Below are 18,773 nucleotides of genomic sequence, written 5' to 3' on the forward strand. Positions count from 1 at the left end.
TCATATCAGCAACGCCACCGACTTGATCAGCGCGTAGACGTGTTGTCCCGGTGCCAGGCCCAGCTGGCTGACGGCGCGCGGCGTCACTTCCGCCAGCAGCAGTTGCTGGTCCGCCGTGCGGCACGCGACCACCGTACGATGATGCCGGGGCGGATCAATCCGCTCGATGGTGACCGGCAGATGGTTCTGGATACTGATGCGGTGGGGCGCGTCCAGCGACAGGCTGACATCGCGCGCCAGAATACGCAGCCGTGTATTACGCGGCTGCACGGCGTCGCCCGCCGTATCGCCCGACACCCAAAGCGCGGCCCCCGCCGAGCCAAAGCGCCGCATGCCATCTGCCTCGACCTCGCCCAGACGCCCCTCCAGCACCGACGCCGCACCCGCATCATCAAACAGCGGCGAATCGGGACGGGCCAGGGCCGCGTGCAACGACTCCACCCGTTCGATCTGGCCCGCGTGCATGAACGCAACGCGATCCGCCAACCGCTCTACCTCCTCCGGCGCATGACTGACCATGATGATCGGCACCCCGGACTGCGCCGCCATACGCGACAGAAACGGCATGATTTCCCGCTTGGTCTGTGTATCCAGCGCCGCCAGGGGTTCATCCAGCAACAACAATTGCGGACTGATCAGCAGCGCCCGGCCCAACGACAACCGCTGACGCTGACCACCGGACAGCTGGTCGATACGCCGTTCGAGCAGGTCATCAATACCCAGCATCGCCGTCACCTCGGCCGGATGCAGACGCCGCAGCGCCTCGGGCGTGCGGCGATAGCCATACAGCAGGTTGTCGTTCGCCGACAGATGCGGCAACAGGCTGTGCTCCTGAAACACCAGACCAATACGCCGTTTGTGCAAGGGAACAAACTGTCGACGGCCTTGCTGCCAGGACGTTCCGGCAAAGCGCACCGTGGCATCCTGCGCCCGCTCCAGGCCGGCAATAACGCGCAGCAGTGTGGTCTTGCCACAGCCCGAGCGCCCGAACAGCGCCGTGACGCCATCCAGTGGCAGCGCGCTGTCCACATTGAGTTCGAAATCATCCGCCCGCCGCAAGCGAGCCCGAATATGCAGCATCCCACTATGCGATATCCCACTGGGCGACATCATAGCCGGGCCACCGCCAGGCGACGGTTGATGCTGTAAACCACAAACAGCGTGACAAACGCGAAGATCAGCAGCATCAGCGAGAGACTGTGGGCTGCGTCATAGTTCATCGCCTCGGCATGATCGTAGATCAATACCGACAGCACTTTGGTCTCGCCGGGAATGCTGCCGCCGAGCATCAGAATAACGCCGAACTCACCCAGTGTATGGGCAAAGGTCAGCGTCGCCGCCACCACAAAACCGCCCCGGGTCAGGGGAAAGATCACGCTGAAAAAACGATCTGCAAATCCGGCACCCAGACTGCTGGCCACTTCCACCGGGCGCCGGCCCAGATTGTTAAACGCCTCGGTGAGCGGCTGCACGGCAAACGGCATGGAATAAAGCACCGAGGCAATCAGGATACCTTCAAAGGTAAAGGCAAGATGGTGCAAGCCAATGCGCTCCAGTGTTTCGCCCACCACGCCCCGGGGGCCCAGCACGACAAGCAGGTAAAACCCCAGCACTGTCGGCGGCAGTACCAGTGGCAGGGCCACAATGGCCTGCACCACAATACGCGCCGTGGAACGGCCCTGCGCCAGCCACCAGGCGATGGGCGTCGCCAGAACCAGCAATATGAGGGTGGTGTACAGGCAAAGCCTGAAGGTGACGCTGATCGCTTGCCACTCTGCCGGCCCCAGTGAAAACATCGTGCTCACTCTCCGTTGAACCTGAAGCCGTAGCGCAACATGATGCCATGGGCCGTCTCGCTTGCCATGAAGTCTGCAAACGCTCTGGCCTCGGGTTTGTCGCCGCCACGCCGGGTGACGACATAGCCCTGGGTCAGCGGCTGGTGTAACGCATCGTCAATCACATGGTACCCGTGCGCCGCCAGGTCGGGGAACATCGCCAGCGACAGCGCGATAATGCCGACCTGCGCGGCGCCCGAGCGCGTCATCTGTGCGGCGTGGGCAATGTTCTCGCCAAACACCAGCTTGCCCTGCACGGCCTCCCAGACACCCGCAGATTGCAGCGCCTCTTTGGCCCGCAGCCCATAGGGCGCGTGCGCGGGCTGGGCGATGGCTATACGCCGGATGTCGTCGGACACCAGATCCTCCAGCGTCAGGCTGGCGGCGTCGAGGGTGTTACTCCAGATAACGATACGCCCCAGCGCATAAACCGCTGGCGCGGTCGCCGTCATACCCCGCTCCCTGAGCGTTTCCGGGTAAGCAATGTCGGCCGAAAAGAAGATATCGAAAGGCGCGCCATGAATGATCTGGGTCGTCATCTTGCCGGATGAGCCGTAGAGCACCTCGATGTCAGTTTGCGCATGCATCTGCCGATAAGCCGCGACAATGTCATCCAGTGCGTAGCGCAGATCGGAGGCCGCTGCGATACGCAAGGGCTCACTGGCGTGCAACCCGGTACACCACAGCAGCAAGAGCAGTGACAGCCCGCGCATGCTAGAGATGCGCCCCGAGCAACGCGGCGCCATGCCCCACCAGGCGCTTGTACCAGGGGCGCTGCTCCCAGCGCGACAGCGTATACCGCTGTGCCGACTTCATATCGTTTTCAATCAGCATGCGTATGTGCCAGGCGGTGTCTTCGTCGTAAATATTCAGATTCGCTTCATCGTTGATACGGAACGAGCGATTGTCCATGTTGCTGGAACCGACGCTGGCCCAGGCATCGTCGATGGTGAGCAATTTGGCGTGGTACATACTGGGCTGATACTCATACAGCGCCACACCCGCCTCCAGCATTGGCTGCCAGCGATTCACGGAAGCATGTCGAATATAACCCTGATCGATGCTGCCACCCGGCACCAGAATGCGAATCCTGACGCCGCGTTCAGCGGCAGCAGTCAGCGCTTCGAGAAAGGCAGGGTCGGGATAGAAGTAAGCTGTAGAGGCAGTGATGGATGTCTCCGCTGAGGCGATGGCATACATGAACAATGCTCGCATTCGATGACGCCCCTCGCGAGGCGAGCTTTTCACCAGTTGCAGCACCGCATCACCCTGCTCCGACAACGCCGGAAAAAACAGCTCCCCCTCCAGCAATTCACCGGTCGCCTCAAGCCACGTTTCCGCAAACGCCCCCTGCATGTTGGCCACTACCGGGCCCTGAATGCGGAAGTGATGATCCCGGTAGCTATTGTCTCCTTCGCTGGCCAACCAGTTGTCGGCCATGTTCGCACCGCCGATAAAACCGATCTCTCCATCAATCATCAGCAACTTGCGATGCGTACGATGATTGAACCGGGACAGTTGATACCAGGACGGCTCGCGCCAGCGCACCACGCTGACACCCGCCTCGTTCATACGGGTGAACTTCTCCGGATCCGCGGCTCGCGAACCGATGTAGTCGACAAGCACCTTTACCTTGACGCCGCGCTCGGCCGCCTCGGCCAGCACATCGGCGAACACACCTGCGGATGCCGGGCCCCAGAATTCATAGGTCTCGAAAGTGACGCTGTGTTGCGCCTGGCGCACCGCCTCACGCATGGCCGCGTAAATTTCCTCGCCACCTTCCAGCGGCTGGATATCATGCCCGCCCCGAACCGGACTATGCAGCAGCGCGTCCAGCGTCTGCCGAAAGGCCGGGTCAGCGACCGAGTAGGTCGGCGCCAACGGCTCCAGCAAACGCTTGCTTTTCGGCAAGGCATTGAAGACCAGCAGATTGCCGAGCAGAAACAGCAACGCCAGACCTGCGGCAATGACGAGCGGCACACCAATGGATTTCTTCATGCCGCCAGCCTAGCACTTATCCGGGAATCTGACCCACCTGCCCGGGGGCAGAAGCAAGAACGCGCCGGCGCAGCCAGTCCAGGGCCAGATCGGTGTCCTGATCACGGTGCCAGTACAGATACAGAGACAGTGGCGGCAGCCGCACGGGCAAGGCGCGCACCACCACCTCCGGCGGCGCCAGGTCCTGTGCCAGCATGTCCGGCAGCGTGAGCAGCAGATCGGTGGCGGCCACCGTTGCCATGGCAGCCTGATAGTGCTGGCAGCGCAGCGCGATACGCCGGTGGTGCCCGGCCTGGGCCAGGCCGAAATCTTCCAGCCCCGGCCCACGCCGGCGCGAGGACACCAGCACATGTCGGGCAGCCAGATAATCGGCCAGCGAGAGCGCTGTCATCCTGGCCAGCGGGTGCCCGGCGCGCAGCATGACGACCAGTGGCACATCCATGAGGTGCGCCTGGCGGATATCGGCATCCATGGGCAGTTGCACATCCATGGCCAGATCAAGCCGCCCCGCCGCCAGGCTGGGGGCCAGTTCGCGCCGGCCGATGGTCAGGGATTGCAGGTCCACACCCGGCGCGTCCTGTGCCAGCACCTGCATCATAGGCGGCAGGATGCAGGCTTCCAGCCCGTCCCGCAGGCCCAGCACAAATGTGCGCTGCGCTTGCGCTGGCTCGAACCCGCCCACACCGGCCAGGCAGCCTTGCAGCCCGTGCAGGGCTTCGCGCACCGGGTTGATCAGTTCGCGCGCCCGGGGCGTGGGCGCCATGTCCCGACCCCGGCGCACGAACAACGGGTCGTCCAGGCGTTCGCGCAAGCGGGCCAGGGCGTGGCTGGCGGCGGGCTGGCTCAGGTTCAGCAAGGACGCGGCCCGGGTGATGGAGCCCTCGCGGTAGATGGCCTCGAAGACCACAAACAGATTCAGGTCGATACGGCCTATATTCAGTCCATGCATGTCTGGATATTCACACTATTCATTAGATTCATTGACAAGCCTTCCATACACTGGAGGCATTAGCAATGATGGCGATGCATCAGTAATGATGGGACCCAGCCGCCACACGCCAGCCAACGACCGGGAGCACACCATGGACTTCAGCCTGTCGCCCAAAGCCCAGGATTACTACGATCGCGTTCAGCGCTTCATGGACGAGCACATTCATCCCATCGAGCATGCCTACCATGCCGAGCTGCAGAGCCTGGACAACAAGTGGGTGGTGCTGCCAATCATCGAGGAGCTGAAGGCCAAGGCCAAAGCGGAAGGTCTGTGGAACCTGTTCCTGCCGGACGAAAAACTCGGTGCGGGTATTTCCGTGACGGATTATGCCTCCGTCGCCGAGCTGACCGGACGCTCCGCGATTGCGCCGGAGATCTTCAACTGCAACGCGCCGGACACCGGCAATATGGAAGTGCTGTATCACTATGGCAACGACGAACAGAAAGCCCAATGGCTGACGCCGCTGCTGGCCGGAGAAATCCGCTCTGCCTTCTGCATGACCGAACCCGGCGTGGCCTCCTCTGACGCCACCAACATGGCGGCGACAGCCATCGTCGAAGGCGATGAGGTGGTGCTCAATGGGCGCAAGTGGTGGAGCACCGGCATCGGCCACCCGAATTGCAAGGTCATCATCTTCATGGGACTCACCGACCCGTCCGCCAACCGCCATGCCCAGCATTCCATGGTGCTGGTGCCCAAAGACGCACCGGGCGTGCGCGTCGAGCGCATGCTGCAAACCATGGGTATGTATGACGAACCCTATGGCCATGGCGAAGCCGTCTTTGACAATGTGCGCCTGCCGAAGAGCGCCATTATTGCCGGGCCGGGCCGCGGCTTCGAAATCGCCCAGGGCCGTCTCGGGCCGGGCCGCATCCACCACTGCATGCGCTTGCTGGGCTTGTCGGAAATGGCCCTGCGACTGATGTGCGAGCGCGGCACCGAGCGTGTGGCCTTCGGCAAACCGCTGGTCAATCTGGGCGGCAACCGTGAGCGCATTGCCGACGCACGCATCATGATCGAGCAGGCCCGCCTGCTGGTGCTCAAGGCGGCCTGGCTGATCGACAAGAAAGGTGTGATGGCGGCGATGAGTGAGATCTCCCAGATCAAGGTCATCTGCCCCAACGTCGCCCAGCAGGTCATCGACATGTCGATGCAGATTCACGGTGGCGGCGGCATGAGCAACGACTTCCCGCTGGCGGCCGCCTGGACCATGGCACGGGCATTGCGCCTGGCCGATGGCCCGGACGAAGTACACCGTGGCCTGATCGCCAAGTTCGAATTGATGAAGTATCGGAAATAGAGAAGCACAGCAAGCAAGCCCTGAACACACGCCCCGCCACTGCGGGGCATTGTTGTTTATATGAATAACGATTGATCAACACAGGGATCGGAACATGAGCAAGCGAGTACTGATTACCGGCGGCGCGTCCGGGCTGGGCAAGGCAATGGCAGAACGCTATCTGGATGCAGGTGCGCGGGTCCTGATCACCGATGTGCACCAGGAGCGCGGCGAACAGACCGAGTTCGAACTCCGCGCCCGGGGTGATGTGCATTTTGTCAAAGCCAACATCTGTGTCGATCAGGACTGGGACATGCTCGCCAACTGGTGTAACGAGCACTGGCAAGGCCTGGACGTGCTGATCAACAACGCCGGTGTGGCCAGCGCCGGGCGCGTCGACAAGACCAGCATTGAAGACTGGGACTGGATCATCGATATCAATCTCAAAGGCATTGTGCGCGGGCTGCGCAGCCTGGTGCCGATCATGAAACGGCAAGGCAGTGGCCAGATCATCAATATTGCCTCACTGGCGGCCATCGCCAATGCGCCGGCCATGGGTTCCTACAACGTCACCAAGGCATCTGTCGTCGCGCTGTCGGAAACCATGCGCCATGAGCTCTCCGCCTATGGCATTCATACCGCGGTGGTGTGCCCGAGTTTTTTCCAGACCAATCTGGCGGAATCACTGCGCACCCCGGAGCCCGGCATGGAACAGACGGTGCGCAAGCTGCTTGCGGGCGGCAAGCTCACCGCCGAAGATGTGGCGGACTATATTTACCGCAGCGCCGAAAAAAAGCAGTTCCTGATCCTGCCGCACAAGGAAGGGCGGATGCTGTACCGGATCAAGAAGTTTCTGCCCTTCCTGTATAACCGGGAGGCAGGCAAGGCCGGACGGCGCATGAAGGAAAAACTGGAGAAAGCCGGATGAGCAAGGACACGGTGCTGGACCAGGCGAAGGCGGTCCGCGAAGGCGAAAATTTCGATGTCGAAAAAATGGATGCCTGGCTGAAAAGCCAGGTGCCGTCCCTGCAGGGCCAGCCGGAGATCAAACAGTTTTCCGGCGGCGCCTCCAACCTGACCTATCAGTTGCGCTATCCGGAACGCGATCTGATCCTGCGCCGCCCACCGTTCGGCCACAAGGCCAAAGGCGCGCATGATATGGCGCGGGAATACAAGGTGCAGGCCGCGCTCAAACCGGTCTATCCGTGCGTACCGGACATGGTTGCGCTGTGCGAGGACCCGGCTGTCATGGATTGCGATTTCTATGTGATGGATCGCATCGAGGGCATCATCCCCCGCGCCAATCTGCCCAGAGGCGTACAACTGTCACAGACCGAAACCCGGCAGTTGTGCCAGGGCGTGATCGACAAACTGATCGAGCTGCATCAGGTGGATTACCAAAGCGCCGGACTTGATCACCTGGGCAAGGGCGGCGGCTATGTGAAGCGGCAGATTGACGGCTGGTCCGGCCGCTATGACAAATCGAAAACCTGGAACGTACCGGGCTGGCGCTATGTGCGCGACTGGCTTCAGGCGAACATGCCGGATGATGTCGCCACTGTGATCATCCACAATGATTTCCGCTTCGATAATCTGGTGCTGGATGCCAACAACCCGCAACACATTATCGGTGTGCTGGATTGGGAAATGGCGACGCTTGGCGATCCGCTGATGGATCTCGGCAACACCCTGGCCTACTGGGTTGAAGCCGATGACGACCGGCTGCAACAGATGCTGCGCCGCCAGCCGACGCATTTGCCGGGCATGTTCACCCGTGCGGAAGTGGTCGAATATTACTGCGACAAGATGAAGCTGAGCCCGGACAACTGGGCCTTCTATGAAGTCTATGGCCTGTTCCGCCTGGCGGTGATCGTGCAGCAGATCTATTACCGCTATCACCACAAGCAGACGCGCAATCCGGCGTTCCGGAATTTCTGGTTGTTCAACCACTATCTGCATTGGCGCAGCAAACGCGCCATCAAGGCGGCACGGTTCTGATATGGGTGCTATTTATCTGATCCGCCATGGCCAGGCCTCGGCGGGCAAACGTGATTACGACCAGCTGTCCCCCATGGGGATCGAGCAATCGGAGCGCCTTGGCGAGGCGCTGCGCACCCGCATCGGCACACCCGATCGGGTTATCTGCGGTGACATGAAACGCCATCGCCAGACGGCCCACTACAGCCTCGCGCCCATGGGCCAGGGCAATGCCTGGGAAACCGATGCGCGCTGGAACGAGTACGACCACGAAGACCTGATCGTGCGTCACAAACCGCTGTATGCCAGCCGCGCCTTGATGCTGGCCGATCTGGCGCGCACCCTGAAACCCCGCATCGCCTTCCAGGCCATGTTCGAGGAGGCGCTGCAACGCTGGACCAGTGGCCGCCATGACCCGGAATACAAGGAAGCCTGGCCCGCGTTCCAGCAGCGCATCAGCGCCGGCCTGCGCGAACTGATCGACAGCGGACGCTCCAAGAACACGCTGGTTTATACCTCCGGCGGTGTCATCAGCACCGTGGTCCAGCAGCTGTGGCAAATGCCCGATGCCGAGTGGCAAAAACTCAATCGCATCATTGCCAACGCCACGGTCACCAAAGTGGTATTCGGCAGCAGCGGCAGCTTCCTCAGCACCTTTAATGAACACAGTCACTTTGAAGGCGAGCATCAGCATCTGCTGAGCTATCGTTGACTTATCGTTAACTTATCGCCGACACACTGATTAATACATTGCAGACTGAAACGAGAGACATGATGAGCAAGAATATTCTGATCACCGGCGCCAGCTCTGGCCTGGGCGAAGGCATGGCGCGGGAATTCGCCGCCAAAGGTTATAACCTGGCACTGTGCGCGCGGCGCGTGGAACGCCTGGAAGCCCTGCGCGATGAACTGCTGCAAAAGCACCCCGGCATCAAGGTCGTGCTGAAAGCCCTGGATGTGCTCGACTACGACAAGGTCTTCGAGGTATTCCGGGAATTCCGCCACGAACTCGGCTCACTGGACCGCATCATCGTCAATGCCGGCATGGGTAAGGGCCAGCCACTGGGCACCGGTTATTTCTGGGCCAATCGCCAGACTGCCGAAACCAACTTTGTGGCCGCGCTGGCGCAGTGCGAAGCCGCCATGGAAATTTTCCGCGACCAGAACAACGGCCATCTGGTGATGATTTCATCCATGAGCGCCATGCGTGGCATGCCGAAGAATCTCACCACCTACGCCGCCACCAAGGCTGGCGTCGCCGCGCTGGCAGAAGGCCTGCGCTCTGAAATGCTCGGCAAGCCAATCAAGATCAGCACCCTTTATCCCGGCTATATTCGCTCGGAGATCAATGAGAAAGTGAAGAACACGCCCTTCATGGTGGATACCGAAACCGGTTGCCGCCTGCTGGTCAAAGCCATCGAAAAAGAAACCCCCAGCGCCTGCGTCCCTGCATGGCCCTGGGTGGCTGTCGGCTTCCTGATGCGCAACCTGCCTCTGGGTCTGGTCAAGAAGCTCGGTTAAGCGCCCCCGCGGTAGCCGCAGGGGAGCGGGCGATATAGGCCATGGCCTGTGCGGTATCGCCCTCGCTTTCCGGATGAAAGCCCGGCGCGACCCAACGCAGGGTGCGCCGCGCAATCAGGCTGAAGGTCGGCACATTGTCATTGCGCCGACCAATGCGCTCGATATCCAGCAGAATGCGTGCGGTAGTACGCCGCGCCAGCTTGCGCACGGCCGGGTCCGGGTCCTGCCCGGCCAGGCTGCGGCCGCCCTCGGCGATGAACTGCAGAAACAGCGGGAATACCAGGGCCATCAGCGCCTGCCGGCTGAGATAAAAGCCGGTCTGCGTGCGACACAAATGCGCATACAGATCGAAGGCCACGGAGCGATGCTCCACTTCCTCGGCCAGATGCCAGCGAAACAGATCCGCCACCACCGGGTCCGCCTTGTCCCAACTGTCACTGTTCATGCACCAGTCACCCAGCAAGCCGGTGAAGTGCTCGATAGCGGCCACGATGCCCACCCGCGCGATCAACCAATGGCGGGCCAGCCAGCGGTGCTGCAAAGGCTTCAGCCCCAGCGGTGCATCCCCCAGCAACTGCTGAAAAACAAAATCCACCCGGCGCCGATAGGTGCTCACATCCATACCCTGTTCTTGCAGCCACAGCTCCGCTTTGCGGTGCGCCTGGGCATGCATGCCTTCCTGACGAATAAACCCTTGCACATCCTCGCGCAGGATCGGATCAGTGATATGGAGCAGTGCCTGGTTATAGACCCGGCAAAACCACAGCTCGCCCGCCGGCAACAACAGATTGATCCCGTTAATGAGATGACTCGACAACGGATCACCCGGTATCCAGTGCAAGGGCGAGCGGGACAGATCAAACGCCACACGCCGCGCTTGCAGACGATGGCGGGTGTTGGTGGAAGACGCTGTACGTGTGGACGATGCACCCAGGGTCATGATGCAGCCCCCTCAATCCTGTTTTTATGCATACCGGGGACAGGCGCCGTTTCAGCCGTCACCCGCAGACGGGCAAACGCCTCGGCCTGCGTGCCGTTCTCCACCGCCCGCACAAACTCTGCAAGCGTCGTGGCGATCAGTGCCGGGTCGCTCAGCAGCACCCAGTGCCCGGCATCAATGTCGCGACGATACAGCTCCGGCACCCAGCGATGCAGGTCCTCGAACAGTGCGGCGCCCACATAGTTATCCCGCGTCGGCACAACCAATTGCACCGGGCAGGCGGCATAGCGCAGTTCGGGGCGCAGCATCTTGTTGCGGAAATTGGCGCGGTAAAGACGCACGCCGTAGCGGCCATCCCGGCCCTGCGTCGGGTTCGGATGCAACTCGGCGACCCCTTCGACACGATGCAAGAACCTCGGCCAGAGCCGCCCCATGGCGCTACGCCAGACCAGCTCCGGCAGCACCGGCAACTGGAACAAGCCGATGTACCAGGAACTGGCCAGCTGCCGCAGGGCCGCGCGCTGCCGCGCCAGGGACCGGCTAACCAGCCGATCCCGCATCCAGTAGCCCGCATGGTCCAGGCAAGGGCCCGACAGGCTGGTGTAGGACAGGATGCGCGCTTTCAGCGGCCCGGTGGTCACCGACTCCCAACTCTGGATAGAACCCCAGTCATGGGCCGCCAGATGAAAATCCCGCCCCGGCAGCAACGCATCCACCACCGCCGCCAGATCCGCCGCCAGTCTCGGCATGCGGTAATCCCGCAGTGCCGCCGGCACATCGGATTCGCCCGCGCCGCGCACATCGTAGGCCACCACATAAAACTGCGCCGCCAGCTGTTCCGCCACCGGGCGCCAGACACTGTGGTTGTCCGGGTATCCGTGCACCAGCACCAGCGCCGGGTTGCGCGCATCGCCCCACGCCCGCGCATGCAGGCCGGTGCCATCGGCGTCGATACGAAACTGTTGCATCATCGGCTGCCTCGTTCATCAGTTCATTACAGTGAATATAGCGCCATTAGACGATGTAAGGGTGGCCCGAGCGCCCGGCGCTGCGGCCAATTGAGTCTTCACGCGACTGTGGCAGCTCTGGCACAGTAGTGCTCCTTTCAAGTTACGGAGACCCCACAATGCTGCGCACACGCCAACGGCTTGCCTCACTGATCGCCCTGATGCTGCTGCTCCCGCTTCAGACCCTGGCGGACGACGCAGAGTGGGAACAGATCCGCGAAGCCCGCGAGCGCGGCGACGTTGCCACCTATGTGCGCCCCGTCGACGGCACACCGATCAAGCAGTTCCGTGGCATTGTCGAGGTACCGCACCCCCTGGTGACCGTCATGGCAGTCATCAGCGACGTGGCCAACTTCGACAACTGGGTGTTTCAGTGCAAGGGCACGGAGATGCGTGAGGAAGAATGGGGCGGGGAACATGCCCGCGTGATGATTCGCGGCATCTGGCCGGTATCGGATCGCGACGTGCTGGTGCGCAGCCACTATGAACAGGACCCGGATACCCATGCCGTGACAGTACACTCCACGGCCACCGATGACGTGCTTGAAGAGCAACGCGGGTATGTGCGCATTCCGGCACTGAACAATGTGTTCCGCTTCGAACCGCTGAGTGATGGCTGGACGCGCATCACCTTCCAGACCCTGGTCAATCCCGGTGGCGCCATCCCGGCCTGGCTGTCGAACTTTGTGTCCACCCGTGCGCCGCTGCAGACACTGGAAGGCATGAGTGAGCAGATGGAAAAAGACGACTATCAGCTGTCATCACCTGAACAGCTTCCCGTCTCCCTGCCCGGCAGCCCGACGCTGATATTCCCGGAGAATCACCGCGCCAGCACCCGGCTGTAATACAGAAGCCCTGAATACAGAAGCCCTGCGGCGCATGCGCCGCAGGGCTTCTGGAAAAAGGCTATTACTACAAGGCGATTACCGGATCAGGTCCACTCGGTAATCTTGTTGCCCTGCTTGTCGGTAAAGGCGCCGACGATGATCATGATGAAATCGATCAGCGCCCAGATGCCGAGCCCGCCCAATGTCAGCAGTTGCAGAACCCCCGTACCCACCTTGCCCACATAGAACCGGTGAACCCCCAGCACACCCAGAAAAAAGCACAGCAGAAATGCTGGCAGAATGCGTTTTTCACTCATGGTCGTGTTTCCCTTCTTCAGTTGATGTTGTTTTTCCGTTATTACATATGCCCTGCAAGGCCTGCCAGTCAGCAAGCGCCATGGCCGCCATCCCTTCGCGCTGATAGACCTGCGCCTGCGCTACCCGCGCCGGAAAAGAAGGATGGGTACTCAGGATATCGCTGCCACGAGGCCCGCTGAACAGCCGCGCCTTCTGCCGCCGCTCGAAGAACGTCGCCAGGCCCCGGCTGTCCACACCTGCGTTATTGAGTATCTCCAACGCGATGCGGTCCGCTTCCAGCTCAGCCTCGCGACTGTGAGAGCGATTCAGCAGTGTTTCCCCCGCTTGCCCGGCCATACCCGCCACACTCGAGGCATCGCCCAGCAGCGTGGCGAACACCAGTCGATACCCCAGCGCCCGCCCCATGGCACGGGTCGGATGCTGCAGAATCGAGTGCGCGATTTCATGGGCCAGTACCGCCGCCACTTCCTCGGCGTTTTCGGCATCACGCAGCAACCCCCGGGTCAGCATGATCTGCCCGCCGGGGGCGGCGAACGCATTAACCATGGCAGCGTCCATCACCTGCACCACAAAATCCGGGTCATACCCGTTGCGCACAGCGAGATGCGAGACCAGCCGCGCCAGCGCTTCGGTGCCCGGCTCATCCGTGCAGGTGCCCGTGTCACGCGTGATATGCGCAGCGATTTTCTCGCCCATTGCGCGTTCCCACTGCGCGGGCATCGCCGCTGCGGCCTCTTCACCGAGATAGGGCACCGAGGCCGCCAGCCCCACCAGACACACCAGCGTAAAACCGCCCACCAGCACAAAGCGCCGGCCCAGCGACATGCCACCCAGATACTTGCGCCGGAAACCACCGCGCCCCAGCCCGGGATGCACCTTGCGCAGCGCCGCCAGCAGACTGTGGTCCGCCACGACCAGCCGTGCATCGGGTTGCTTGAGGCTATACAGGCGCAGGGGTTGCCCCGGGTAGACGTCGTCAGCCAGCCTCAACTGCTCTATCGGCAAGCTGTGCAGCGTATAGCCCGTGCCGATTGCCAGCAGGGCAAGCTGGCGCCCCACAACGCGCACCTCAACCTCGGTGCGCGCCGCGGACATCCCGTCGTACCAGAGCCCGTGTATCATCCCGGCGGTCACAGCCCGGTGGTCACAGCGCGCCGATATCAGCCAGCTCCGCCATACCCTCGCCCAGAGCATCCGATTGCTCTTGCGTCTGCAGAATGACGGCATAATCCAGTTCACCGCTGACCGCCATGTGCGAGGCCATGAAGCGCAGCGTGCGCACGGTCACCCAGGCATAGGCCAGACCCAGCGTGAGAACGATCAACAGCAGATTGGTGAAAGAGAGCATGAACATCTGGCCGTGACTGGCCTGCAGCGCAAAACGCATATCGCCCAGCGATGTATGGCTGACGACGTAACGCATTTCTTCAACGCTATACCAGTACCAGGCCAGCATCACGCCCAGGGTTATGGCAACTGTCAGTACAATCATCAGCGCCGGCTCCAGACCCGAGAAGAGCAGGATGACACCGATAATCATGCCGGCCGCCGTAAGACCATAGGCCAGCATGAAACGCCCTATCAGATCACCGCCCTGCCCGGTAAAGCCCGCCTGACGGCTGCCGAACCAGGTATTGTTCAGCAGATAGCTGGACAGCTGGGTGCTCATGTACGGCTTGTAGATCCCCAGCGTCAGACCCACCAGCAGGCTGTAGCCGAAAAACTTGAACCCGTAATCAATGGCTTTGCCTTGCAGGCCGAAACGAATACCCCGAAAACGGGTACGGCTGTACCGATAACGCTGCGCCAGAAAAATCAGCATGCCGATAAAGGCGGGCGAGAAGAGATACGCCAGCACGACCACCAGCCCGACCAGTATTTCCGAGACCTGCAGCAGCGCATACAGCGCCAGCATCACCACAACCATTATGGCGAGGGCACGCAGAAAGCCGACGAAAAGCTCCCCTCCGGTGCCGGTATATTCCAGCCGCTCCCCGTCAAACTCCGTGTTGGTCCACAGATAACGGCGCACCCGCGTCTTGGCCCAGAAATGATAGATCCCCAGGGTCAGCACCTTGAGCAGTGTATTAACCAGAAAAATGAGAAACAGCTCCATGCCGGAGCCCAGATAAGCGAGACGCCGCGCAGGCGTCGGGTTGCCGTGATCATTCATGGCAGATCCCCCCGTTATTATTTCCTTCTTATACAAGCAGACAACCCGTGCTGCTGGCACAGCGCCATCTGCCTCCCTCTGCCCCATTTGCTCGAAAGCCCCCCGGGGCAGAGCGCAGTATAATGCGATCTTTTGAATATGGCTGTAAGCCGTGACTTACAAAATACGGGGATGATGCACACGTCACAGGTTGATGCGTCTCTATCTCAGCAGATGGTCAGCAGATAATCAGCGCGCGATCAAAAAGCGCGCGCTGCCCTGATCTGATTGGCATTGGCCTTGAGCTGAGACTGCTGCGCGCCAATCGTCATGGCCTGCGCCCAGGCCCCATCGGCAGCCCCCTCCGAAGAGCTCCAGTAAAACCCGCCCGGGAAATCACCGAGGCCTGCCTGATGCAGATTCACATACATCAGATTCAATTCATCCTTGGACGGCAAAAACCACGTGCAACCGTGATGCTCATAAGCAAGCGTGCGCTGCGCAGCGCGATTACTCTGACCATCATTCGTCAAGGCATCTGCCACCCGCTGCGTGTTGCCCTCGCCGCTGCCTATTGCCTCACTGGTACTGCCGATCAGGAACGCGCCGCCATAGCTGCTCGCCCACGTATAGAGCACCGTAGTGCCGCCGTTGTCGGTAATATTCTCCGGCGCCGCCTCCAGATAGTCGAAATCATGGCTGTCATCGCCATCCACATAAAATATCCAGCCACCGGCGGGGCCCCGATCCCCGACACTGTAAGTCCCGGTAGCCTCCGGGCATACCTGCGCCGACGACCCGCCGCCGCTACCGCTCCCGCCACCACCGCAGGCAGCAATGGCACACACAAGCAGACCCAGCGACGCATGGCGCACCGCATGATTTTCCCTCTGGCATCGCATCCGGAACGGCATCGTGCATTCCTCCTGATCTGACTAAAGTAAGTCAGGAGGATAGATCATGGGGATTGCGGCCTGTATGCCCCGTTTGGGCTAACCCTTTTTGCAACGTTGGTTGACACTGTTTCTCAGTGCGCAGGCCCCGGTAGTCGCAGAGGAACTGGCCCAGAATGGAACCGCCCTGGGTGATTTCGCGCAGGTGGTCGCGCGTTGTAGCTGTAATCACTCACGCCACCGTGGGGGTAGGCGATGCCGCTGAGCTGGTCAGTGCGGCGGTAGCTGTAGCGGGTCTCGCCATCCTGGGTGGCGACGCTGCTCAGGCGGTTGCGGCGGTCGTAGCGGTATTGAGTGACATGCCCGGCGGAGGACAGCAGGCGGGTGCGGTTGCCGTTGTCGTCGTAGCTGTAGCTGACCGTCTGCCCGAAGTGGTCGGTCTGGTGGATCAGGCGGTCGAAGCGGTCGTAGCGGTAGGCGGTGGTCCGGGCGGCGCCGCCTTCTGCGGTCAGGGTTTCTGTCACGCTCAGCAGGTTGTTGTTGGCGTCGTAGGCATAGGCTTCGCTGGCCAGTGCGCCGAGGTTCGTATCCAGCAGCCGGCGGGCGGTGCGGCGGACTAGTAGAGCCGTCGCAGGCATGCTCGGTCTGTGCCTGCAACTTACGGTTTGAATTAATTGTGTGTATTTTCCCTTTACGAAAAGACCTCGGGAAACTCGACAACGACTGAATCAGCATCGATTGGAATTTTATAAGACCTTTCGAATTTGCAAACCCTCCCGCCATCATCTATGTGATGCTCTGGATAATACATCCAATTTCCCGCCAGAAGTCGACCACATTTCGAGCACATCACACTGCGCAGATGTTCTTCCAAATCCGGCTCAATGTATAGCTGCTTTGTTACGTTCACAGCATGGATTTCACCGCAATTTCCACAGCATATGAGGCGGTGCCCCATATCCCCTTCTGGGTAGGTAATGAATAATTCGCCATTCATCCCCACCTTCCAACATCTGACTTTCTCCTTTTTCATTCTACGATCCTCACACTTCCGTTTAAAACATTGGTGTCCATCGTGCCCGGAAGCCGCATGGACGGAGCCGACACACTATCCACATTGTGGAGAGGAAAATTCTCCACATAGTTTCTTGGCGCCACAGCCGCAGAAGCATTCACGCCAGGGCTGTATTCAACTCTCAATACGGAAGGTGTCACACCCGGATTGTGATACTGGAACTCAGCAATCGCTCCAGCACGGGTATTATTCACATATGTTCCAGAAGAACCCAATCGACCCGGAGCAGTCCCCGCTCTAAACCCGCCCTGCTGAATTAGTGGAACTACGTCAGGATGGGTTGCATGGTATCCCACCCTCTTCGTCGCCGCTCCAACTCTACCCACAGGCGGCAACGGCATCGCACCTAGCGTAGCGTCCGTCCGGGCAGCCTGACGCATCCCTTGTGGTGCATTCGCATCACCCGCCAGACGGATAGACGTTACCATCTCGGCGAACCAACCGTAAGTCATCCCTTCCGTGGCTTGGGTTGACGCTGAATTACCCGTGCGCTCCCGCACAGAATCTCTGAAGCGCGCTGTCCCGTGGTCCTCGGCTCGCAGCCACGTCCTGGCAACCGAGTGATCAAAGGCTTCACTGACATCAATCGGTTGCCCGGCATCCGTGCGATTCAGGCGCCGCAACAACTCCCACATGGTTGAGGGCGGGGCATGCCCTCCAATCTTGTCTCGCGCACTGCTGAACGCAGCACTCGGGCTTTCCCCTGCTTCGCGCACTATGATCGCTGTCGGCAGATCACCCCCGCCGCTGCCAGCCAGCACGTCCCGGAGTGCCCTCACACCCGAGGCGTCGAGGATTGTTAAAGAGCTTACAGGCTTTCAGCCGGAGGCTGTGTTTTGTGTCAGCCCAAAGCCATGTTTCTTGTCAGCGATAACGAGAATGGTGGGTGACTATGATTTCGACTTCGCCAATGAGATTTCTTCGTTCCCTAAAGTTCCAATCAGCACTGCGCCTATTGCCTTACCACCTGAATCGTTCAGGTAGACAATTCCAGTGCCTTTCTCGTTCTTGAAAATATAGCTTTTAACTTTACTCTCCTTGCCGCCTTCTGCAAGAGCCCTTCTTAGCTCTTGCATTCCGAAAGTCAAAATTCCGGAATTTTCGGTAGTTTTTATGCGTATATTTATCTCGGCTAACAACTTGTGACATTAGCCTAGCTGACTTTTCGCCTCCTCAACAGCCTTAGTCCAATCATCAAGACTAAAAGACCACGGCACACGTGAAGGGCTCGGGTAGAGGTCGATATAACGGCCACCATCTGGCGATCGACGCAATTCGGCGACCATCTGATCGTTCCACCAAATTTCAGCAACCAAATCATCACGATCTGGACTACTGGCTATTTCTACGATGAAAGTCATAAGCGCGGCTCCAAGAACCCCAAGAACTCTCCCCTGTCGCCATATCGAACTCCACGACCATCAGGTGCTCGGACCTCAGTTACATTGCCAAAACGCGCATGATGGCGCGTAACAGTTGTATTTCCGGGAGCAGTCAGAATGTCGTCAACAACGTTTTGACCCTGTCGATTAATAGCGGCTGGATTCCCCTGAGCTGCAGGAAACACACTGCCGGAACGACTGCCGTGCTTCTGAAGTGCTCGTCCCGCAGCGGACAAGCCTCCGCGATCTAATGCACCAGCGGCGCGAGACAAATCATCTAGCGATCTTGCCCCACTCGTAACTCTACTCACCAGCGGCAACGGCATCGCACCTAGCGTAGCGTCCGTCCGGGCAGCCTGGCGCATCCCTTGTGGTGCATTCGCATCACCCGCCAGACGGATAGACGTTACCATCTCGGCGAACCAACCGTAAGTCATCCCTTCCGTGACCTGGGTTGACGCTGAATTACCCGTGCGCTCCCGCACAGAATCTCTGAAGCGCGCTGTCCCGTGGTCCTCGGCTCGCAGCCACGTCCTGGCAACCGAGTGATCAAAGGCTTCACTGACATCAATCGGTTG

Annotated in this window: 20 protein-coding genes; 6 read left to right on the forward strand and 14 right to left on the reverse strand. The window is 60.4% G+C overall.

All coding sequences use genetic code 11. The features are described 5' to 3' along the window. From modC to K8B33_RS15035, 5 genes are read right to left on the reverse strand one after another with little or no spacing between them, the layout of a single operon-like run. Positions 1 to 1,080, reverse strand: coding sequence for a molybdenum ABC transporter ATP-binding protein (gene modC, locus K8B33_RS15015; protein ID WP_223427970.1), 1,080 nt, complete (start codon positions 1,078 to 1,080; stop codon positions 1 to 3). 29 nt (positions 1,081 to 1,109) lie between these two features. Beyond that, the gene (gene modB / locus K8B33_RS15020) at positions 1,110 to 1,796 is read right to left on the reverse strand and encodes a molybdate ABC transporter permease subunit (protein WP_223427979.1); all 687 of its coding nucleotides are present in this window, start codon (positions 1,794 to 1,796) and stop codon (positions 1,110 to 1,112) included. 5 nt (positions 1,797 to 1,801) lie between these two features. Then, entirely contained in the window at positions 1,802 to 2,548 is a 747-nt protein-coding gene (gene modA, locus K8B33_RS15025) for a molybdate ABC transporter substrate-binding protein (RefSeq protein WP_223427980.1), read from the reverse strand. A 1-nt stretch (position 2,549) separates the two neighbouring features. Next, the gene (locus K8B33_RS15030) at positions 2,550 to 3,833 is read right to left on the reverse strand and encodes a phospholipase D-like domain-containing protein (protein WP_223427981.1); all 1,284 of its coding nucleotides are present in this window, start codon (positions 3,831 to 3,833) and stop codon (positions 2,550 to 2,552) included. A 16-nt stretch (positions 3,834 to 3,849) separates the two neighbouring features. Further along, positions 3,850 to 4,782 carry a LysR family transcriptional regulator gene (locus tag K8B33_RS15035; RefSeq protein WP_223427982.1) on the reverse strand — a complete coding sequence of 311 codons (933 nt, stop codon included), beginning with the start codon at positions 4,780 to 4,782 and terminating at the stop codon, positions 3,850 to 3,852. A gap of 133 nt (positions 4,783 to 4,915) precedes the next feature. Here K8B33_RS15035 and K8B33_RS15040 point away from each other — a divergent pair, with 133 nt between their 5' ends. The 5 genes from K8B33_RS15040 to K8B33_RS15060 all read left to right on the forward strand — a co-directional run bounded on the left by K8B33_RS15040 (position 4,916) and on the right by K8B33_RS15060 (position 9,601). Beyond that, complete coding sequence (locus K8B33_RS15040; protein ID WP_223428028.1) at positions 4,916 to 6,124, forward strand: acyl-CoA dehydrogenase family protein; 1,209 nt, start codon at positions 4,916 to 4,918, stop codon at positions 6,122 to 6,124. Between the two features lie 94 nt (positions 6,125 to 6,218). Beyond that, a complete protein-coding gene (locus K8B33_RS15045) occupies positions 6,219 to 7,031 on the forward strand; it encodes an SDR family oxidoreductase (RefSeq protein WP_223427984.1) in 813 nt (270 codons plus the stop codon). Next, positions 7,028 to 8,101 (forward strand): phosphotransferase family protein, encoded by a 1,074-nt coding sequence (locus K8B33_RS15050; RefSeq protein WP_223427985.1) that lies wholly within the window; start codon positions 7,028 to 7,030, stop codon positions 8,099 to 8,101. Before K8B33_RS15045 ends, K8B33_RS15050 begins: the two co-directional genes overlap by 4 nt. A gap of 1 nt (position 8,102) precedes the next feature. Further along, entirely contained in the window at positions 8,103 to 8,792 is a 690-nt protein-coding gene (locus K8B33_RS15055; RefSeq protein ID WP_223427986.1) for a histidine phosphatase family protein, read from the forward strand. Positions 8,793 to 8,854: 62 nt separating this feature from the next. Further along, positions 8,855 to 9,601, forward strand: a complete 747-nt coding sequence (locus K8B33_RS15060; RefSeq protein ID WP_223427987.1) for an SDR family oxidoreductase — start codon at positions 8,855 to 8,857, stop codon at positions 9,599 to 9,601. Here the strand turns inward: K8B33_RS15060 and K8B33_RS15065 are convergent. Further along, positions 9,585 to 10,541, reverse strand: coding sequence for a metal-dependent hydrolase (locus tag K8B33_RS15065; protein ID WP_223427988.1), 957 nt, complete (start codon positions 10,539 to 10,541; stop codon positions 9,585 to 9,587). The genes K8B33_RS15060 and K8B33_RS15065 overlap by 17 nt on opposite strands. After that, positions 10,538 to 11,512 (reverse strand): alpha/beta fold hydrolase, encoded by a 975-nt coding sequence (locus K8B33_RS15070; RefSeq protein ID WP_223427989.1) that lies wholly within the window; start codon positions 11,510 to 11,512, stop codon positions 10,538 to 10,540. Before K8B33_RS15070 ends, K8B33_RS15065 begins: the two co-directional genes overlap by 4 nt. 155 nt (positions 11,513 to 11,667) lie before the next feature. Between K8B33_RS15070 and K8B33_RS15075 the strand changes: the two genes are divergently transcribed. Then, entirely contained in the window at positions 11,668 to 12,393 is a 726-nt protein-coding gene (locus K8B33_RS15075) for an START domain-containing protein (RefSeq protein ID WP_223427991.1), read from the forward strand. 86 nt (positions 12,394 to 12,479) lie between these two features. Here K8B33_RS15075 and K8B33_RS15080 read toward each other — a convergent pair whose 3' ends face one another. The 7 genes from K8B33_RS15080 to K8B33_RS15110 form a co-directional block, all read right to left on the reverse strand. Next, on the reverse strand, positions 12,480 to 12,692 hold the full coding sequence (locus tag K8B33_RS15080) for an NINE protein (RefSeq protein WP_223427994.1): 213 nt from the start codon (positions 12,690 to 12,692) through the stop codon (positions 12,480 to 12,482). Then, positions 12,685 to 13,920 (reverse strand): M48 family metallopeptidase, encoded by a 1,236-nt coding sequence (locus K8B33_RS15085; protein ID WP_449697491.1) that lies wholly within the window; start codon positions 13,918 to 13,920, stop codon positions 12,685 to 12,687. Before K8B33_RS15085 ends, K8B33_RS15080 begins: the two co-directional genes overlap by 8 nt. Then, positions 13,838 to 14,866, reverse strand: a complete 1,029-nt coding sequence (locus tag K8B33_RS15090; protein ID WP_223427999.1) for a YjgN family protein — start codon at positions 14,864 to 14,866, stop codon at positions 13,838 to 13,840. The genes K8B33_RS15085 and K8B33_RS15090 overlap by 83 nt, the downstream gene beginning before the upstream one ends. Positions 14,867 to 15,105: 239 nt before the next feature. Next, positions 15,106 to 15,720 (reverse strand): hypothetical protein, encoded by a 615-nt coding sequence (locus tag K8B33_RS15095; RefSeq protein ID WP_223428001.1) that lies wholly within the window; start codon positions 15,718 to 15,720, stop codon positions 15,106 to 15,108. Between the two features lie 152 nt (positions 15,721 to 15,872). Continuing rightward, positions 15,873 to 16,376 carry an RHS repeat domain-containing protein gene (locus K8B33_RS15100; protein ID WP_223428003.1) on the reverse strand — a complete coding sequence of 168 codons (504 nt, stop codon included), beginning with the start codon at positions 16,374 to 16,376 and terminating at the stop codon, positions 15,873 to 15,875. 53 nt (positions 16,377 to 16,429) lie between these two features. Further along, positions 16,430 to 16,771 (reverse strand): hypothetical protein, encoded by a 342-nt coding sequence (locus tag K8B33_RS15105; RefSeq protein ID WP_223424539.1) that lies wholly within the window; start codon positions 16,769 to 16,771, stop codon positions 16,430 to 16,432. A gap of 1,190 nt (positions 16,772 to 17,961) precedes the next feature. Continuing rightward, complete coding sequence (locus K8B33_RS15110; protein WP_223424543.1) at positions 17,962 to 18,174, reverse strand: hypothetical protein; 213 nt, start codon at positions 18,172 to 18,174, stop codon at positions 17,962 to 17,964. Positions 18,175 to 18,773: the final 599 nt, after the last annotated feature.

Origin of the sequence: Alcanivorax limicola (assembly GCF_019931215.1) — a bacterium.
Classification (GTDB): domain Bacteria; phylum Pseudomonadota; class Gammaproteobacteria; order Pseudomonadales; family Alcanivoracaceae; genus Isoalcanivorax; species Isoalcanivorax limicola.

What these genes read in the sequence shown, in the direction of transcription:
- K8B33_RS15055 (WP_223427986.1), top strand. Translation starts at nt 8,103, where the DNA reads ATGGGTGCTATTTATCTGATCCGCCATGGCCAGGCCTCGGCGGGCAAA.
- K8B33_RS15040 (WP_223428028.1), top strand. Translation starts at nt 4,916, where the DNA reads ATGGACTTCAGCCTGTCGCCCAAAGCCCAGGATTACTACGATCGCGTT.
- K8B33_RS15065 (WP_223427988.1), bottom strand. Translation starts at nt 10,541, where the DNA reads ATGACCCTGGGTGCATCGTCCACACGTACAGCGTCTTCCACCAACACC.
- K8B33_RS15070 (WP_223427989.1), bottom strand. Translation starts at nt 11,512, where the DNA reads ATGATGCAACAGTTTCGTATCGACGCCGATGGCACCGGCCTGCATGCG.
- K8B33_RS15075 (WP_223427991.1), top strand. Translation starts at nt 11,668, where the DNA reads ATGCTGCGCACACGCCAACGGCTTGCCTCACTGATCGCCCTGATGCTG.
- K8B33_RS15045 (WP_223427984.1), top strand. Translation starts at nt 6,219, where the DNA reads ATGAGCAAGCGAGTACTGATTACCGGCGGCGCGTCCGGGCTGGGCAAG.
- K8B33_RS15060 (WP_223427987.1), top strand. Translation starts at nt 8,855, where the DNA reads ATGAGCAAGAATATTCTGATCACCGGCGCCAGCTCTGGCCTGGGCGAA.
- K8B33_RS15050 (WP_223427985.1), top strand. Translation starts at nt 7,028, where the DNA reads ATGAGCAAGGACACGGTGCTGGACCAGGCGAAGGCGGTCCGCGAAGGC.
- K8B33_RS15105 (WP_223424539.1), bottom strand. Translation starts at nt 16,771, where the DNA reads ATGAAAAAGGAGAAAGTCAGATGTTGGAAGGTGGGGATGAATGGCGAA.
- K8B33_RS15110 (WP_223424543.1), bottom strand. Translation starts at nt 18,174, where the DNA reads ATGACTTTCATCGTAGAAATAGCCAGTAGTCCAGATCGTGATGATTTG.
- K8B33_RS15085 (WP_449697491.1), bottom strand. Translation starts at nt 13,920, where the DNA reads ATGCCGTCATTCTGCAGACGCAAGAGCAATCGGATGCTCTGGGCGAGG.
- modC (WP_223427970.1), bottom strand. Translation starts at nt 1,080, where the DNA reads ATGCTGCATATTCGGGCTCGCTTGCGGCGGGCGGATGATTTCGAACTC.
- K8B33_RS15090 (WP_223427999.1), bottom strand. Translation starts at nt 14,866, where the DNA reads ATGAATGATCACGGCAACCCGACGCCTGCGCGGCGTCTCGCTTATCTG.
- modB (WP_223427979.1), bottom strand. Translation starts at nt 1,796, where the DNA reads ATGTTTTCACTGGGGCCGGCAGAGTGGCAAGCGATCAGCGTCACCTTC.
- K8B33_RS15080 (WP_223427994.1), bottom strand. Translation starts at nt 12,692, where the DNA reads ATGAGTGAAAAACGCATTCTGCCAGCATTTCTGCTGTGCTTTTTTCTG.
- K8B33_RS15030 (WP_223427981.1), bottom strand. Translation starts at nt 3,833, where the DNA reads ATGAAGAAATCCATTGGTGTGCCGCTCGTCATTGCCGCAGGTCTGGCG.
- K8B33_RS15035 (WP_223427982.1), bottom strand. Translation starts at nt 4,782, where the DNA reads ATGCATGGACTGAATATAGGCCGTATCGACCTGAATCTGTTTGTGGTC.
- K8B33_RS15100 (WP_223428003.1), bottom strand. Translation starts at nt 16,376, where the DNA reads ATGCCTGCGACGGCTCTACTAGTCCGCCGCACCGCCCGCCGGCTGCTG.
- modA (WP_223427980.1), bottom strand. Translation starts at nt 2,548, where the DNA reads ATGCGCGGGCTGTCACTGCTCTTGCTGCTGTGGTGTACCGGGTTGCAC.